The 17,101-nt window shown below is 29.7% G+C and carries 15 protein-coding genes and 1 riboswitch; of the genes, 12 read left to right on the forward strand and 3 right to left on the reverse strand.

The window, feature by feature from the left end; all coding sequences use genetic code 11:
* Window positions 1–343 precede the first annotated feature (343 nt).
* From LL038_RS21195 to LL038_RS21205, 3 genes are all read left to right on the forward strand, one after another.
* A complete protein-coding gene (locus LL038_RS21195) occupies window positions 344–703 on the forward strand; it encodes a hypothetical protein (protein WP_216123109.1) in 360 nt (119 codons plus the stop codon).
* A 40-nt stretch (window positions 704–743) separates the two neighbouring features.
* Window positions 744–1,013 carry a DUF1294 domain-containing protein gene (locus LL038_RS21200; protein WP_216123108.1) on the forward strand — a complete coding sequence of 90 codons (270 nt, stop codon included), beginning with the start codon at window positions 744–746 and terminating at the stop codon, window positions 1,011–1,013.
* 151 nt (window positions 1,014–1,164) lie between these two features.
* Window positions 1,165–1,246, forward strand: a riboswitch (ZMP/ZTP riboswitch).
* 49 nt (window positions 1,247–1,295) lie between these two features.
* On the forward strand, window positions 1,296–2,471 hold the full coding sequence (locus LL038_RS21205) for a phosphoribosylaminoimidazolecarboxamide formyltransferase (protein WP_216123106.1): 1,176 nt from the start codon (window positions 1,296–1,298) through the stop codon (window positions 2,469–2,471).
* A gap of 581 nt (window positions 2,472–3,052) precedes the next feature.
* Here LL038_RS21205 and LL038_RS21210 read toward each other — a convergent pair.
* From LL038_RS21210 to LL038_RS21220, 3 genes are all read right to left on the reverse strand, one after another.
* Entirely contained in the window at window positions 3,053–3,583 is a 531-nt protein-coding gene (locus LL038_RS21210; protein WP_216123103.1) for a glutathione peroxidase, read from the reverse strand.
* Between the two features lie 54 nt (window positions 3,584–3,637).
* Window positions 3,638–4,510 (reverse strand): NAD(P)/FAD-dependent oxidoreductase, encoded by an 873-nt coding sequence (locus LL038_RS21215; RefSeq protein ID WP_216123101.1) that lies wholly within the window; start codon window positions 4,508–4,510, stop codon window positions 3,638–3,640.
* A 1,070-nt stretch (window positions 4,511–5,580) separates the two neighbouring features.
* Window positions 5,581–6,360 (reverse strand): nitrilase-related carbon-nitrogen hydrolase, encoded by a 780-nt coding sequence (locus tag LL038_RS21220; protein WP_216123099.1) that lies wholly within the window; start codon window positions 6,358–6,360, stop codon window positions 5,581–5,583.
* 225 nt (window positions 6,361–6,585) lie between these two features.
* Between LL038_RS21220 and LL038_RS21225 the strand changes: the two genes are divergently transcribed.
* The 9 genes from LL038_RS21225 to LL038_RS21265 all read left to right on the forward strand — a co-directional run bounded on the left by LL038_RS21225 (window position 6,586) and on the right by LL038_RS21265 (window position 17,094).
* Window positions 6,586–7,422, forward strand: coding sequence for a YihY/virulence factor BrkB family protein (locus LL038_RS21225; RefSeq protein ID WP_216123097.1), 837 nt, complete (start codon window positions 6,586–6,588; stop codon window positions 7,420–7,422).
* 635 nt (window positions 7,423–8,057) lie between these two features.
* Window positions 8,058–8,966 (forward strand): UTP--glucose-1-phosphate uridylyltransferase GalU, encoded by a 909-nt coding sequence (gene galU / locus LL038_RS21230; RefSeq protein ID WP_216123084.1) that lies wholly within the window; start codon window positions 8,058–8,060, stop codon window positions 8,964–8,966.
* A gap of 60 nt (window positions 8,967–9,026) precedes the next feature.
* The gene (locus tag LL038_RS21235) at window positions 9,027–9,695 is read left to right on the forward strand and encodes a sugar transferase (RefSeq protein WP_216123081.1); all 669 of its coding nucleotides are present in this window, start codon (window positions 9,027–9,029) and stop codon (window positions 9,693–9,695) included.
* A gap of 87 nt (window positions 9,696–9,782) precedes the next feature.
* Entirely contained in the window at window positions 9,783–10,706 is a 924-nt protein-coding gene (rfbA, locus tag LL038_RS21240; protein ID WP_216123071.1) for a glucose-1-phosphate thymidylyltransferase RfbA, read from the forward strand.
* A 38-nt stretch (window positions 10,707–10,744) separates the two neighbouring features.
* Complete coding sequence (gene rfbB, locus LL038_RS21245; RefSeq protein WP_216123065.1) at window positions 10,745–11,803, forward strand: dTDP-glucose 4,6-dehydratase; 1,059 nt, start codon at window positions 10,745–10,747, stop codon at window positions 11,801–11,803.
* A gap of 8 nt (window positions 11,804–11,811) precedes the next feature.
* A complete protein-coding gene (gene rfbC, locus LL038_RS21250) occupies window positions 11,812–12,369 on the forward strand; it encodes a dTDP-4-dehydrorhamnose 3,5-epimerase (RefSeq protein WP_216123063.1) in 558 nt (185 codons plus the stop codon).
* Window positions 12,370–12,468: 99 nt separating this feature from the next.
* The gene (locus LL038_RS21255; protein WP_216123061.1) at window positions 12,469–14,556 is read left to right on the forward strand and encodes a glycosyltransferase; all 2,088 of its coding nucleotides are present in this window, start codon (window positions 12,469–12,471) and stop codon (window positions 14,554–14,556) included.
* A 9-nt stretch (window positions 14,557–14,565) separates the two neighbouring features.
* Window positions 14,566–16,077, forward strand: a complete 1,512-nt coding sequence (locus tag LL038_RS21260; protein WP_216123060.1) for an oligosaccharide flippase family protein — start codon at window positions 14,566–14,568, stop codon at window positions 16,075–16,077.
* Window positions 16,078–16,125: 48 nt separating this feature from the next.
* Window positions 16,126–17,094 (forward strand): glycosyltransferase, encoded by a 969-nt coding sequence (locus LL038_RS21265; RefSeq protein ID WP_216123058.1) that lies wholly within the window; start codon window positions 16,126–16,128, stop codon window positions 17,092–17,094.
* The last annotated feature ends 7 nt before the right edge of the window (window positions 17,095–17,101 follow it).

Below are 17,101 nucleotides of genomic sequence, written 5' to 3' on the forward strand. Positions count from 1 at the left end.
TGGGGGACATAACAATTATTAATTGTTATGTCGCTCACACTCAGCGTCCTGCTTCGGGTTCGCTAGCTTCCACCTCTGGGTAGTTCTCTGGGGGAGATAACAATTATTAATTGTTATCTGTCCTGTGGAAGCTTACGAGAATTTTATATTAGCAAAAGAAGAATTTCTAAATTCAATTTCAATGTTTCTGCGCTTCTTCTTGCAAGTCCCTATGGAGAAATTCCATATAATTATGACGCATATTTAATGTCTTTTCAGTGATGGTATGGGTAGGAATGCGGTTGAAATTTACGAATACATTAGTTTTCTGAACATATATATTTAATAATGCTTTATGTTGGAGATGATATTTGTGAAATTGAAATCAATAACAATGCTATTAACAAAACTTTCATTTATTATTGGTATAGCTGGATTTATAATGATATTTATGAAACTTGAAATACCGACAGTAATGATAAGGATAGCGATAATACTTTTATTTATTGTTAGTATGTCCGAATTTATATCAACCCGAAAATTGAGAAAAGCAGTATATCCTTTAATTATGATTTATTTTTTTGTAGGAATGCCATTTTTAGAGAGTTTTATAGATAATAGAGTCTTGAGTAATGGAGCGGCCATATTAGGATGCGTTATTACTGTTATATTTATATGTAATGACTTAATGATAACCAACAAAGAAAAAGAATTGTCACAATAAGAAGAAAATTTTTAATTATTATTAAAACGGAGGGAAACAAATGAAGATATTTTTATATTATGTTTTAGCTATTAATTTGTATGGAATTTTTATAATGTATTCGGATAAGAACAAATCAAGAAAGGGAAAGTGGAGAACCCCAGAGAAGACACTTTTCACTATAGCTTTTGCTTATGGGGCTTTGGGCATATTTTTAGGTATGCGATTATTTAGACATAAAACTAAGCATAATAAGTTTGTAATAGGAATACCAGCTATACTTATAGTTCAAATTTTTATATTTTTTAAGTATATTTATAGAGTATTTTAAAACGAGGCACATATTGAAATTAACATTCAGTATGTGCCTCGTTTTTTTATATTTTTTTATTAGGTTCTTATTCTAATGGATTTTGATATATAGTTTTAATTTTCTATTTGACATAAATATGAATATAATCTATAATTTAATAAAAATCAATAATTAATCATGTAACTGGCGGAAATGGTGTTTACCATAGGGAGCATGACTAAAGAAAGATATCGACCGCCTGGGTAAAATAAAATTTTATTCAGGCGGTTTTTTTATTTAATTATATAGGAGGTTTTGTTTATGATAAATTCAGAAGTTATACTTAAATATGGATGTAATCCACATCAAGGCTCAGCTAAAATCTACATGAAAAACAAGGCACTACCATTCGAAATTCTTAATGGAAACCCCGGTTATATTAATTTTATGGATGCATTTAATTCATGGCAATTGGTGAAAGAATTAAAACAAGCAATAGGATTACCAGCAGCGGCATCTTTTAAACATATAAGTCCGGCAGGTGCCGCAGTGGGGATTCCTTTAAGTGATGTGTTAAAAAAAGCATATTTTGTTGAAAATATAGAATTGTCGCCTGTTGCCTCTGCATATGCAAGAGCAAGAGGTGCAGATAGGATGTCATCATTTGGTGATTGGGTAGCTATAAGTGATGTTGTTGATTTACCGACAGCAATGATTTTAAAACAATCTGTATCAGATGGAGTAATTGCTCCTAGCTATACAGATGAAGCTCTGGAACTTTTGATGAAAAAGAAAAAAGGGAATTTTAACATTATTAAAATGGATCCAAATTATGAACCTGAAGATATTGAAAAGAGAGAAATATATGGTATAACATTTGAGCAAAAAAGAAATAATATTAAATTAGAACAGAAAATGCTTAATAATGTAGTAACTAATAATAAAAATATTACAGATGATGCAAAACGAGACTTACTTATCTCAATGATCACATTAAAATATACTCAGTCAAATTCCGTTTGTTTTGTTTTAGATGGTCAAGTAATTGGGGTCGGTGCAGGGCAACAATCTAGAATATATTGCACAAGACTTGCTGCGTCGAAAGCTGATATATGGTATTTAAGGCAGCATCCAAGTGTTCTTAATTTATCATTCAAAGATGGCATATCAAGACCTAATAAAGATAATGTTATAGATCAATACCTTAGGGACGACACTACTCCTATAGAGATGAGGGAATGGGGCGAAGTGCTTAATGAAATACCTAAAAGGTTAACAAAGCAAGAAAAAACCTCATGGATATCTAATTTATCAGGGGTATCTTTAGGCTCAGATGCATTCTTTCCATTTAGAGACAACATAGATAGAGCATTTCAAAGTGGTGTAGGATATATTCTCCAACCCGGTGGTTCAATAAGAGACGACATAGTCGTAAAAGCATGTAATGAATATAATATAGCAATGGCTTGTTCAAAGATAAGATTATTTCATCATTAGAAAACCCATAAATGCTTTAGCTACTAAGCTAAAGGTATTATCAACAGGAAAACAATTTATAAGTATACAGAAACAAAGGTACTATTCATATGGATAGTACCTTTGTTCCTATTGTTTTATATGAGAGTAAACACATATTATTTTTCAGAATCAAAAATAATTAAAGATAAATTATTTTTATGGACATAATAGTTATTTAAACAATTACCAATTTACATTATACAAAAATAATTGAAGAAACCATAAGTTTATCAAAAAGTTTGTGTGTCCTAATTATAAATTAGAAAGAAGAAATTTGATATGGAACTTGCACCAGTATATACAATCGCAATTTCGTTAATTGGGTGTATTTTACTTTCAATATTTAACAAGAAATTAAAATCAAAAACAGTAACTATAATAGAATATATATTAATAATTATCACAATTATAGGGGTTATATTACTGTTTTTTACCTAGTAACGATTAAATCATCTCCTACGGAGCTACAATATTAACGACCTCAGAAGGAAAGTCTCCCACTTATAGAAAAGTGGGAGACTTTCCTTCTGGAATTTCGTTAAACAAACAGCTTATTTAATTTATATTAAAGATTTAATATTTTCTTCCATTTTATCTGGTTCAAATGTTGGAGCAAATCTAGCAATAACTTTACCAGTTTTATCTACGAGGAATTTTGTGAAATTCCATTTGATATCAGATTTAGTTGTATTAAATCCTAAACCGGATAATTTAGTGTACAAACCTTCTGATGCAGTATCTTCAGCAGCTGAAGGAGCTTCTTTTTTTAGAAATTTATATAATTCATTTGTGTTTTCGCCATTTACATCTATTTTAGCAAAAGTTTTAAAAGTTGTACCATATGTTATTGCACAAAAATTAGAAATTTCTTCATTGGTTCCTGGAGCTTGCGCAAAAAATTGATTGCTTGGAAAATCTAATATTTCAAATTCTTCATTGCCATATTTGTCATAAAGTTTTTGAAGTCCTTCATATTGTGGTGTAAAACCACAACCTGTAGCTGTATTAACTATTAATAGTACCTTTCCTTTATAATCTTCCATTGAAACCTCATTACCTTCTGTAGTTTTTACTTTATAATCATAGATCATTTTAATTTCTCCTTTTATATTTATTTTTTTAAAAAATATGTTTAATTTTAAAATTTAAGATTGCTTTTTCTTTTGCTCATCAACGAAGGCTACAGCTGATAATGCTGCTATATTTCCCTCGCCTGCAGATTTTATGTATTGGTAGGGTACACCAACAATATCTCCAGCGGCAAAACAACCATCTAAGTTAGTCTTCATTTTTCTATCAACTTGTACATGGTTTTTATCCATCGTGAGACCTGGCACTAATTGTCCGGGTGAAACACTATCTCTTAAGATAAAAATACCATCTGTAATTATTTCACCATTCTTAAGTGTTAGTTTAGTGACCTTTTCATCACCAATTATTTCAAGGGGAACATCATTAATAATTTCTATGGAGGATACTACGTCAACTTTTTCCTTATACATTGGAAGATAATAAACTTTAGATGCGACCGTAGCGATAAAGTTAACTTCATCTTCTTCCTTCTTATCATAAGCTATTATTGTAACAATTTTATTTCTATAAAGTGGAGCGTCACAAGTTGCACAATAACCAACTCCTCTACCTAAGAACTTTTCTTCACCTTTAAAGGGTTTCCCAAAGTTAACTCCTGTAGCCAATATTATTGAAGTTGCTTCATATATTTTTTCGTTTACCATTAATGCAAAATAATCACCCATGGAATATATGTTATTTATTTTCTCTTCGGTAATAGTGATATCCATTGATTTTAAGTGGTTTGCAAACTCATCTCTTATTTCAGATCCACTTTTTCCATAAAAGCCTAGATAATTATTAACTTTCTCAGCTTTTGCTAACTTATTACTTAACTCATTATTACCAAAAATAATAAAACTCTTATTTCTTATTTTTGCATTTAATGCTGCTGATAATCCTGCTGGTCCAGTACCAACTATTGCAATATCATATCTTTTACTCATTTTAAGACTTCCTTTAAATTCGTGAATTTATTATTTTAGTACTTTTTAAAATACGTTTTACACAATTAGGTTGTACACAATTTAATTCTTGAGATTATTATATAACTTATTTTTTTTGTTGTCAATATAATTCTTTATATAATTTATAATATTGATTTTTGGAAATGTAAATTTAAGTATGTGGATAACTAACCCTTATAACTAAACTAAATATAATAAAATTCTTTTTGATGGCAGTTAATGGGTTTATAAACATGTTATTAGACAAAGTTATCCTCATTTGGTGGATAACTTTGTTCGAATTGTGGATGAATTTTTAATTATCTGAAAATTTGTTTTCATAAAAACTATTTTCTGAGCTATTTCATAAGTAGATAGTTTTTAATAATTATTGTAATTTAATTAATTTTTTATATCGGTATTAGTGTAAAAAAAGACAAAAATTTACAGAAAACTGTGATGTTATAAGTATGTTAAATTTTTTGCAATTTCACCTTGAACTTTTAATGTTTTGAGGTTATAATGAGTTGCGACATCGTAATATAGGATTATTTGAATTACTGTATATTATAAAACAAAAGTAAGTCTTAAAGTAATAATGAATGAAAAGAAGAAAAATATTACAGAATTAAGTTTAGTAAGATAGATTTATGCCTGTGGATAACTTTTCTATAAAATTAAATATAATTTCATAAATATTGTATTATTATCATAATATGGCTTATTTATTGAAGAAACATATAAAGTTATCCACTAAAAGAGGATAACTTTCTTGATTTTGTGGATAAACATTTAATTATCTCAAAATATATTAAAATAGTAACAGAAAAATTTCTCGCCTGTGTATTAAATTAAAAATATAAATAACAAATTCCATTAAGAAATTTATTATTTTACTACTATAAGATTCAAAAAATTAAAACTTTGACGTAGCTGGGAGGGTTCATTAATAACAATTTATAGTGTTAATTTATGACAAGTTTCTTATGCTAAAAATATGGCTACTTTTATTAGATTCTGTTAACGAATGCTTTACTATCCAAAGGACCTACATGCCGAACCTTCACAGGTTACTTATTATATAGTTTATAATACAATTCTTCTTTTCTATCATCTTTAAATCTGAATTTTTCTCGAACTACGAGTACATCATCTTGATTGATATCAGCTATAACTAAACCTTCCTCATTATATAAGCTACCTATTATGTTTCCTAGTGGATCTACAATCATGGAATCGCCACTGTAGGTTAATCCATTGCTTTCACCAACTCGGTTTATACCAGCAATGTAACATTGATTTTCTATGGCTCTTGCTTTTAGCAAAGTAATCCAATGTTCTCGACGCTCGTTGGGCCAGTTAGCTGCAATAGTAATTAAGGTAGCTGTTTTTGATGCTAGCTGGAATATTTCTGGAAATCGCAAATCGTAGCAGATGAAAGGAGTTATATTGAAATTAAAAGCATTAAAATGCTTTATTTCATTTCCACTTTCATAAAATTCAGTTTCATTTCCATAAGAGAAGGGATGAATTTTAGCGTAATCTACAAGTTCATTGCCTTGAGGTGCCACTACTTTGTATTTGTTTTTGGAGTGTGATGTGCCTTCTACATATCCAAAACCTATAGAGAGGTTGTATTTAGTACTCATTTCCTTGAAAAATTCAATAGTTTCACTATTATCCTCTCCTATATAAGAAGGATTCATAGAAAAACCTGTTAAAGTCATTTCTGGGAAGAAAATCATATCCACATTTTCAGAAATTGCCTGTTTTATAAATTGCTTTGTCGTTTCTTTATTGGTAGACTTATCTTCAAAGGCTATATCTAATTGAGCTAGTGCTAATTTCATATTATACCTCCTTTTTATTGATTAAAATATCTTTACTAATAATATCTTTCTATAATACATATTATATCAGAGTAAGGATAAAATGCGCACAGGTATCTAAAGCTCTAGCATGCCTTGCAAACGAACTACATGGTGAACCTTCATATGTTGCCTAGAATAGTACCGTATGATACTTAAAATAGTAGATGAACTTATTTAAAATACAACAAAACGAAGGGGTGCTATATGTTTAAAAAATCAAAAGAACTTTTCTGTAGAATTATAGATGATGATATTACTGCTTTGGCAGGTCAGCTTGCTTATGATTTACTTTTATCATTTTTTCCTTTTTTATTGTTGCTTCTTACAATGATTAGTTATAGTGATTTAAAAAGTACAGATATTCTTATATATGTACAACAAATAATGCCAGAGAGTACTGTTAATTTAATTTACACTACTATTAAAAATGCGTCGAGTTCAAGTACTAGTCATTTAGTGTCACTAAGTATAGTAGGTATAGTTTGGTCAGGCTCTAGTGGCTTTAGGGCTATAATTAAGGGGCTAAATAAAGCTTATGATGAGGAAGAAACAAGACCCTATTGGAAGACTATAGTTATATCTGTATTATTTATGGTAAGCCTTGCTTTTGCAATTGTTGCTTCAGTAGCATTGGTGGTATTTGGACAAATGATAGGAAGAACTATTGCACATAGTTTAAATCTATCAAGTGATTTTATATTAAATTGGGATATCATAAGATATCTAGTATCTGTAGGTGGAATGGGAATTACCTTTGCAGCGTTATATCATTTTACTCCTTGTAGAAGATTAACCTGGAAAGAGGTAATTCCTGGAGCTGTAATTAGTACTTTGTGTTGGCTTGTGGCTTCTTTGGGTTTCGCATATTATGTAAATAATTTCAATAATTACTCCATCCTATATGGTGGAATAGGAGCAGTTATAGTGCTTATGTTATGGCTTTATATAACTTCTATAATAATATTATTGGGTGGAGAAGTTAATGCACTGTTAGCATTCGAAAAAGAGGGTAAACAAAAACCTAAGTGTAAGAAGTATTAAATTATTTTGTTTACAATATCAACTGGAAATTTAATATTTATTACATGAGTTGTAAAGAAAAATGATCAAAATCAGAAGTAGAAATGCTTCTGATTTTTTTTTGTGAAAATGAGATGTTCATCATGGGAACACAATACTTAGAACATGCAAGTGTGGTCTTAAGGTATAAATAATATTAACTCGATTTATTGCATCAATTTGAGTTAAATTGATATATGTGGGAAAATGAATATTTAAGACTAAATAAAAAGAAAGATTTATGTCGAATATTCACAAACTTAATAAAAAATTAACACACATTTTGTAGTATTATGGTATAATCAATTCAGTGATTAAGACAATTTTTTATTTGATTGAAATATTAATTACAGAGATAAATATATATGATGACCATTGATTATCACATATAAGATTAGAAAATATAATGTAATGTAACATTAATTTGATAAACGTATAAGGATAAATTGGTCATGTTTATATTTTGGATGGATTTTTATTTTCAAAAATGAATTGAGATAAAATTACATTTTATTAAATTAAGTATAAAAATTCAAAATAGTTTTAAAAATGTAAATAATTAAGGAAAAATATAAGTATGATTACAAAATAATTTACAAAACAAAGGAGAAATTTAAATGAAAGTAAGAAAAGCTATTATACCAGCAGCAGGACTTGGAACAAGGTTTTTGCCAGCAACGAAGGCATTACCTAAAGAAATGTTACCTATAGTTGATAAGCCTACAATGCAATATATTATTGAGGAAGCAGTTGCGTCAGGAATAGAAGAAATATTAATTATTACAGGAAGAAACAAAAAGTCTATTGAGGATCACTTTGATAAATCGGTAGAACTAGAGCTTGAACTTGAAAATAAACATAAAGATGGCCTTCTTAAACAGGTTAGAGAGATATCAAATTTGGTGGATATACATTTTATAAGACAAAAAGAACCAAAAGGACTTGGACATGCTATAAATTGTGCAAGGGCATTTGTAGGTAATGAACCTTTTGCTGTAATGCTTGGTGATGATATAGTCGATGCTAAAACACCATGTTTAAAACAACTTATGGATTGTTTTGAAGAAAAAAATGTATCAATTTTAGGAGTACAAAAGGTAGAAAAGAAAAATGTAGATAAATATGGAATAGTTGATGGAGTTCAAGTTACTGATAGGGTGTACAAAGTAAATAACCTTGTTGAAAAACCTGGAGTAGATGTTGCACCGTCAAATGTAGCTATACTTGGCAGATACATAATAACACCAGATATATTTGACATATTAGATAATACATTACCTGGCAAGGGCGGAGAAATTCAGTTAACTGATGCTCTAAAGACATTAATATCCCAGCAAGATATGTATGCATATGTGTTTGAAGGACGTAGATATGATGTGGGAGATAAATTAGGTTTTCTAGAAGCTACAGTTGAATTCGCTTTAAAAAGAGATGCATTAAAAGTTCCCTTTATGAGATATCTTCAGAGTTTAAAAAACAATGATAAATTTAATGCTTTATATGAAGAAGTAATGAGTGAAAAATAGCAATGGTACATAGGATACGTTGTGGAAAGTTTAATATTCTTTAAAAAGGGGGATGTATAGATGCAACAACCACAAAGAAGTTCAGAAGTTACAGAGGTAGAGGAAACTTGCGAATACAAGAAAAGCCTAGGATATTTTATAATAAAAAGAATAATTGACGTTATTGGATCTTTAAGCGGAGTTATATTAATAAGTCCTGTGATGATTATTGTTGCTATATGGATTAAGATTGATTCAAAGGGGCCTGTATTTTTTGCTCAAAGCAGAGTTGGACGAGATGGGAAAAAATTTATGATGTATAAATTTAGGTCTATGTGTTCTGATGCAGAATGTCTTTTAGGGAAACTTAAAAATGAAAACGAGATGTCAGGACCTATGTTTAAGATGAAAGATGATCCTAGAATAACCAAGGTTGGTAAGTTTGTACGTAAAACAAGTATAGATGAACTTCCACAACTTTTTAATATATTAAAAGGGGAAATGTCATTGGTTGGACCAAGACCAAGTTTGCCTAAGGAAGTAGTACAGTTTACATCTTTTCAAAAACGAAGGTTAATTGCAAAACCAGGCTTAACTTGTTATTGGCAGGTTAGAGGTAGAAGTGATATTAGTTTTGAAGAGTGGATGGAAATGGACGTTGAATACATAGAAGAGAGAAATACATGGATAGATATAATCCTTATATTTAAGACAGTAGGAGTTTTGTTTGGAGATGAGGGTGCAAGGTAAGGTTAACTCTAAATTATAAGTTTAGAGTTTTTAAAATTAAGGAGTGTTTTTTGAACTTAATAAACTAAAAAAGGAGGGAATATAATTATGAAAGGTATTATATTAGCTGGGGGATCGGGTACAAGGCTTTACCCTGTTACACAAGCAGTATCAAAACAAATGGTGCCAATATATGATAAACCAATGATTTATTATCCCTTATCCGTTTTAATGCTTGCTGGGATAAGAGAAATACTTATAATTTCGACGCCAAGGGATTTACCTGGGTTTAAGGAGTTATTTAATGATGGCAGTAAATTGGGTCTTAAAATAGAGTATGCAGTTCAAGAAGAGCCTAATGGACTAGCCGAAGCATTTATAATCGGGGAAGACTTCATTGGTGATGATAAAGTAGCTATGATTCTCGGGGATAATATATTTTGGGGACAGAGTTTTTCTCAAAGTCTTAATAAGGCTGCGACTCTTGATGAGGGTGCTATCATTTTTGGATATTATGTTAATGATCCAACTTCATTTGGAGTTGTTGAGTTTGATGAAGCTGGAAATGTACTTTCACTTGAAGAAAAACCTGAAAATCCCAAATCTAAATATGCTATTCCGGGACTATATTTTTATGATAATACGGTTGTAGAAAAAGTTAAAAGATTAAAACCATCGGTGCGAGGAGAACTTGAAATTACCGATTTAAATAGAATGTATATGGAGGAGCAAAAGCTTAAGGTAAACTTACTTGGACGAGGACTTGCTTGGCTTGATACAGGAACACATGCCTCAATGCTTAAGGCTTCAAATTTTGTAGAAGCAGTTCAGAGTACTCAAGGAACATATATATCTTGCCTAGAAGAGATTTCTTATAGAAAAGGTTGGATAACTATGAAAAAACTAAAAGCGCTAGCTTTACCACTTTTAAAAACTGGATATGGAAATTATTTAATGGATATTGCTATGGAATATAAAAAAACAAATATAGCAGCGTTAAAAGAATTAGCTAATATTGAGCAAATAAAATAAATAATATATAACAAGGATAAAATTTGGAGGAAAATAATATGAAAACTTACTTAGTAACAGGTGGAGCAGGATTTATAGGATCAAATTTCGTTCATTATATGTTAAAGAAATATTCAAAGGATATTAAAATAGTAAATTTAGACAAGCTAACTTATGCAGGAAATTTGGAAAATCTTAAAGAGGTCGAAGGCAGAACAAATTATACTTTTATTCAAGGCGATGTATGTGATAAGGAATTAGTAGGGAAGTTATTTAAAGAATATGATTTTGACTATGTTGTTAACTTTGCAGCAGAATCGCATGTGGATAGAAGTATAAAAGACCCTGAGATATTTGTTCAAACAAATGTACTTGGAACAGTAAACCTTCTAAACAATGCAAAAATTGCATGGGAAACCCCTAATGGGTTTAAGAATGGTGCAAAATTCCTTCAGGTTTCAACGGATGAGGTATATGGTTCGCTTGGCGATACTGGGTATTTTGTAGAAACAACACCAATAGATTCACATAGTCCTTACGCTTCATCAAAAGCTGCCAGTGACTTAATGGTAAAGGCATACTCTGATACTTATAAAATGCCAGTTAACATAACTAGATGTTCAAATAATTATGGAGCATACCAATTTCCAGAGAAACTTATACCTCTTTTAATAAACAATTGTTTAAACCACGAAGATTTGCCGGTATATGGAGATGGCTTAAATATTAGGGATTGGTTATATGTAGAAGATCATTGCAAAGCAATAGATATGGTAATAGAGAGTGGACGCCTTGGAGAAGTTTATAATATTGGTGGCCATAATGAGAAAACAAACATATTAATAGTCAATAGTATTATTTCTTATTTAAATGAAAATGTGGATAAGGGAATAACACGGGATTTGATTAAACATGTTGAAGATAGATTAGGTCATGATAGAAGATATGGAATAGATCCGACAAAAATAAAGGACGAACTAGGATGGCATCCTGAAACTACCTTTGAAGTAGGAATAAAAAAGACAATTCAGTGGTATCTTGATAATAAAAAATGGATGGAAAATGTTACGACTGGGGAATATCAAAAATACTACAAAAAGATGTACAAAGGAGTATAAGAAATATAATGGGAAAATTTAAGTTTATAAATACGGAAATAAAAGATTTATATATAATAGAACCTACAGTTTTTGGAGATAACAGAGGATATTTTATGGAGACATATAACTATGATGAGTTTAAAGAAGCAGGTCTCGACATGGTATTTGTTCAAGATAACGAGTCTAAATCTAAAAAGGGAGTACTTAGGGGATTACATTTTCAAAGGGAGTATTCTCAAGGAAAACTAGTTAGAGTTTTAAGCGGTGAAGTATTTGATGTAGCTGTGGATTTAAGGGGAAACTCCCAAACTTATGGTAAATGGTTTGGCGTAATGCTGAGCGGAGAGAATAAAAGGCAGTTTTATGTACCAGAAGGGTTTGCTCATGGATTCCTTGTAACATCAGATGAGGCAACTTTTGTATATAAATGTACTAATTTATATCATCCTGAATTTGAAGGTTCAATAACCTGGAATGATTCGGACATAGCAGTGGAGTGGCCAGTAGCTGGTATAGAGGAAGTACTACTTTCAGAGAAAGATAAAAAAGCACAAGGATTAAAAGCTACAAATGTGAGATTCTAATGACATTTTATGTCGTTAGTATTTCATTTTAACAGCACCATAGGTGATGAATACAGCACTGAAAGTGATGAATAACTTAAAGAGATAGGAGATGATTTAATGAACAACCCCTTGATTTCAATTATAGTACCAATTTACAATGTCGAGGTTTATATAAGAAACTGTGTTGATAGTATATTAGGGCAATCATATGAAAATCTTGAAATTATACTTGTTGATGATGGATCTCCCGATAATTGTGGAGACATTTGCGATGAGTATAGATCAAAAGATAAAAGGATAAAAGTAATACATAAAAAAAATGGCGGATTAAGTTCTGCAAGAAATGCTGGAATAGATATTGCAAGTGGTGACTATCTAGGATTTATTGATAGTGATGATTGGATAGAAAGCGATATGTATGAATCATTATATAATGCTTTGACTTCTCATAAGGCTGATATTTCAGTTTGTGGTAGATATATTGTAGAGGCAGATAAAATAACAACAATCTCAGATAGTGAAAAGGCCGAGGTGGTTACAAGACGTGAAGCGTTGTCAGAACTAGTTCTTGATGAGTATAGCGGCATGAAAAACTTTGCATGGGACAAGCTTTATAAGAAAGAATTATTTGATGATATTAGATACCCAGAAGGAAAGTATTATGAGGATATATTTACTACATATAAATTATTTTCAAAATCAAATAAAATTGTGGATATAAAAAGCCCCAAATATTATTATTTGCTAAGGGGCGACAGTATCTGTGGCAGCAACACTGCTAGTAAAAGATATGATTATTGCCTGGCTAATATCAAGTGTTTAGAATATATAAAAAGTCTAGAGCCACTACTTGGGGACATGTGTGACAAGCAGTTATTTAACAGATTACAGTTTTGTTTAAATGATATGTTGTTACTTGATTATGGCAAGGATGATTATGTTATTCAAATAAATGAAATTATAGATAAATTAAAACAAAACTATTCTATCCTAAGAAATAGTGATGAAATGGGAATAAAACAAAAACTGTCCTTAATGTTTATATCTAATTACCCTAATTTCTATACTACCATTTATCCAAAGCATAAGTTAAACAAGACAAAAATGATAAATTTACTAAAACCAATTATTTCACCAAGAGTTTTAAATAAAATAAAATATATTAAGTTAAAAGGTAAGGGATATAAAGAAACAAAACATTTATATGAAGCAAAGACCAAGCAAAAACGAATTTTTATCATAGGGACACCGAATCATGGTAATTTGGGCGATCATGCTATTGCATATGCAGAAGAGAAAATATTAAAGGATAATTTTAAGGATTTTATAATTATAGAAATAGTTACAGCGGACATAATTAAGCATATAAAAAATTTAAAAAAGAATGTTAAAAAGGATGATATTTTTGTTCTACAGGGTGGCGGAAACTTAGGCGATGAATATATCTGGGAAGAAGAGGGAAGACGCAAAATTATTTCTGAATTTAAAGATAATAAGATTATTTTATTCCCACAATCGATATATTTTAAGGAAACGGTTATTGGTAAAACAGAACTTAGTAAAACTAAAACAATCTATAATGAACATAAAAATTTAATTATGGTTGCAAGAGAAGAAACATCTTATAACATAATGAAAGAAACATTTGTAAATAGTAAGGTGATTTTAACTCCAGATATTGTTTTATATTTAAATGAGACTTATCCAAAACTTGAGCGAAAAGGTGTTTTATTAAGTCTTAGACAAGATAAAGAAGGTGTCTTATCTTCACAGCAAAAGGATGATATTCGAAGCGAGGCTCAAAGTAATTTTGATAAGATAATTATTACAGATACTGTGGATGTCTTTACGACGCATGAAGATAAAATTTTGCAATATATGATTAATCTAAATCAAAGAGAGAAAAGATTGAAAGCAAAATGGAACCAGTTTAAAGGAGTTCAAGTAGTTATCACTGATAGGTTACATGGATTGGTGTTTTGTGCAATTACATCAACACCTTGTATTGTTATCGCAAATTACAATCACAAAGTTAAAGATACTTACGCGTGGCTTAAAGATTTGAATTATATCAAATTTGTAAATGATGTAGAGGAGATTCCTGGTTTAATAAAGGAACTTAAAAGGATAGAAATTAAAGAGTATGATAATTCATTCGCTATGAAGAATTATGAAAAAATATTAGAAGTAATGAAGCAGAGGTGAAGGTAAGATTTGAAAAACGGTATGAAAAAAGCTGTAATTATAACATATATAACTATAATAATTGGAAATGTAATTTCATTGATGTATACACCGTTTATGTTAAGCAAACTTGGAAAAGCTGAATATGGATTATTTTCTTTAGTAAATTCAATAGTAGCTTATATTTATCTTCTAGATTTAGGATTTGGAAATGCCGTTATTAGATATAATTCTAAATATATGGTAGAGAAAAATGAGGATGGACGAAAAAAAGTAAACGGAATGTTTTTATCATTGTACCTGATTTTGGGTTTGATATCCATGATCGTCGGAGTAATAATTTATTTCAACTTAGGAAAAATCATGAGTAAGAGTTTAAGCCTTGATGAAATCAATAGAACAAAGCAAATGTTTATGGTTGCTATAGTTAACATATCATTATCATTTCCTTTAAGTATATTTAATTCAATAATAACGGCACATGAAAAATTTGTGTATATAAAAATAATCAATCTATTAAGAACAATTTTGAACCCTGCCATTATGATAACTGTATTGTTATTTGGGTCTAGAGCATTTGGAATGGTTATAGGATCAACGGTTTTTAATATCTTGCTTGGCCTAGTTAATGTTATATATTGTTTTAAGATATTAAAATTAAAAATAAAATTTGCCGGATTTGATAAAGCACTATTTGCCGAGATATTTAATTACTCATTTTTCGTCTTCCTTAGTGCAATAGCATATCAAATATATTGGAACTCAGATCAACTAATACTGGCAATTTTTGTTGGAGCAGCACCGATTGCTATATACGCAGTTTCATCACAATTTAATACATATTTTTTATCATTGTCTAATGTTTTATCAAGTATGTTTTTGCCAAAGCTTACAAAGATGGTAACAGTCGAGGAAAATAGAAATGATCTAATGAGATTATTAACAAAAATAGGTAGAATTCAATATTACATATGTAGTTATATTTTTGTAGGTTTTGTTTTAGTAGGGAAACAATTTATTGTGCGTTGGGTTGGCGAGGGGTATTCATTCTGTTATGTCATTGCAATAATACTAATGTTTCCTCAAATATTTTCAATTATCCAATCACTTTTTGCGACAATGCTAGAAGCGATGAATAAACATAGAGTGAAGGCATACATATACTTATCTATTGCTATCATAAATATACTTTTATCAATAGTACTAGTTCAAAAATATCAAGGACTTGGATGTGCAATTGGTACAGCAATAGGTATGATCATAAATGCAGTAGCAAACAATATATATTATAAATTTGTTATAAAGCTAGATATAAAATATTTTTGGATGAACATATTAAAATTAGTAATTCCAACAACCATAACATTTGGTTTAGGATTCTTAGCTTTGTCCCTATTTAGTTTGACATCGTATATTTCAATCCTGATGTTTGGTATTCTATTCACAATAATATATTTCATAGTTTTTTGGATTATGGGATTTAATAAATATGAGAAGAAGATCTTCATATCAGTCCTGAACAAAGGTCGGATTAAACAATAAATTTAAATCACTAGGAGTTTTAGACAAAATATTTAATGAGGTGTTTTAATGGAATTTAATAAACAGCAATTAGTGTCTGTAATTATGAGTGTGTATAACGAAAAAGAAAAATGGTTAATGGAAGCAATAGAATCAATCTTAAATCAAAGTTATAGAAGTTTAGAATTTATTATTATTTTAGACAATCCGGATAATAAGAAGTTAGAGAATATAATTAAATTTTATAATAAAAAAGATGCTAGAATACGATTCTTTAAAAATGAAAAAAACATTGGATTAGTTAGGAGCTTAAATAAAGCTTTGACTTATGTTAAAGGTGATTTTATAGCAAGAATGGATGCGGATGATATATCACTAGTGAGTAGAATTGATAAACAAATGGAATATTTAAGCTGTCATCCGGATGTGGATTTTATGGGTGCTAGGTGTATTAATATAGATGAGGATGGCAAAGAATTATATAGAGATGAAATTATGCCAGAGGATATGAAATTAATAAAGAGTTGTCTTGTAAATGTAGATTTCATTAATCATCCAACCTGGTTTTTTAGAAAAGAATGTATAGATAAAAACAAAGGTTATAGAGAAATTACATGCGCAGAGGATTATGACTTCCTATTAAGACTTATAACTAATGGATGTAAGCTTGGGAATACTAATGAGTTTTTAGTTAGATATAGGATTCGCAAGAGTGGAATATCCAAAAGTAATTCTCTTCAACAGCTTTTATATTCAAAACATGTTGTTAAGATGTATAAAGATAGGGTTAAACACGGGCATGAAAATGAGACAGTAGAAGATTTAAAAAACATAAAAATTAATATAAACCAAGAAAAAAGATATAGTCTAGCATTAGAAGGGCTTACTAAATCAAAACTATATAAGAAGAAAAATGAAATTTATAGAATTTATTTAATCATTAAAAGCTGTATACGGTCAAAATATTTACGAATTTTACTTAAGGATATCACTTTTCATAAAGTTAAAAAACTAATGTATATAAAGAAGGTTAACTAGGGGGAAT

The organism is Clostridium estertheticum, from assembly GCF_026650985.1.
Classification (GTDB): Bacteria; Bacillota; Clostridia; order Clostridiales; family Clostridiaceae; genus Clostridium_AD; species Clostridium_AD estertheticum_C.

What these genes read in the sequence shown, in the direction of transcription:
- LL038_RS21195 (WP_216123109.1), top strand. Translation starts at nt 344, where the DNA reads ATGATATTTGTGAAATTGAAATCAATAACAATGCTATTAACAAAACTT.
- LL038_RS21200 (WP_216123108.1), top strand. Translation starts at nt 744, where the DNA reads ATGAAGATATTTTTATATTATGTTTTAGCTATTAATTTGTATGGAATT.
- LL038_RS21205 (WP_216123106.1), top strand. Translation starts at nt 1,296, where the DNA reads ATGATAAATTCAGAAGTTATACTTAAATATGGATGTAATCCACATCAA.
- LL038_RS21210 (WP_216123103.1), bottom strand. Translation starts at nt 3,583, where the DNA reads ATGATCTATGATTATAAAGTAAAAACTACAGAAGGTAATGAGGTTTCA.
- LL038_RS21215 (WP_216123101.1), bottom strand. Translation starts at nt 4,510, where the DNA reads ATGAGTAAAAGATATGATATTGCAATAGTTGGTACTGGACCAGCAGGA.
- LL038_RS21220 (WP_216123099.1), bottom strand. Translation starts at nt 6,360, where the DNA reads ATGAAATTAGCACTAGCTCAATTAGATATAGCCTTTGAAGATAAGTCT.
- LL038_RS21225 (WP_216123097.1), top strand. Translation starts at nt 6,586, where the DNA reads ATGTTTAAAAAATCAAAAGAACTTTTCTGTAGAATTATAGATGATGAT.
- galU (WP_216123084.1), top strand. Translation starts at nt 8,058, where the DNA reads ATGAAAGTAAGAAAAGCTATTATACCAGCAGCAGGACTTGGAACAAGG.
- LL038_RS21235 (WP_216123081.1), top strand. Translation starts at nt 9,027, where the DNA reads ATGCAACAACCACAAAGAAGTTCAGAAGTTACAGAGGTAGAGGAAACT.
- rfbA (WP_216123071.1), top strand. Translation starts at nt 9,783, where the DNA reads ATGAAAGGTATTATATTAGCTGGGGGATCGGGTACAAGGCTTTACCCT.
- rfbB (WP_216123065.1), top strand. Translation starts at nt 10,745, where the DNA reads ATGAAAACTTACTTAGTAACAGGTGGAGCAGGATTTATAGGATCAAAT.
- rfbC (WP_216123063.1), top strand. Translation starts at nt 11,812, where the DNA reads ATGGGAAAATTTAAGTTTATAAATACGGAAATAAAAGATTTATATATA.
- LL038_RS21255 (WP_216123061.1), top strand. Translation starts at nt 12,469, where the DNA reads ATGAACAACCCCTTGATTTCAATTATAGTACCAATTTACAATGTCGAG.
- LL038_RS21265 (WP_216123058.1), top strand. Translation starts at nt 16,126, where the DNA reads ATGGAATTTAATAAACAGCAATTAGTGTCTGTAATTATGAGTGTGTAT.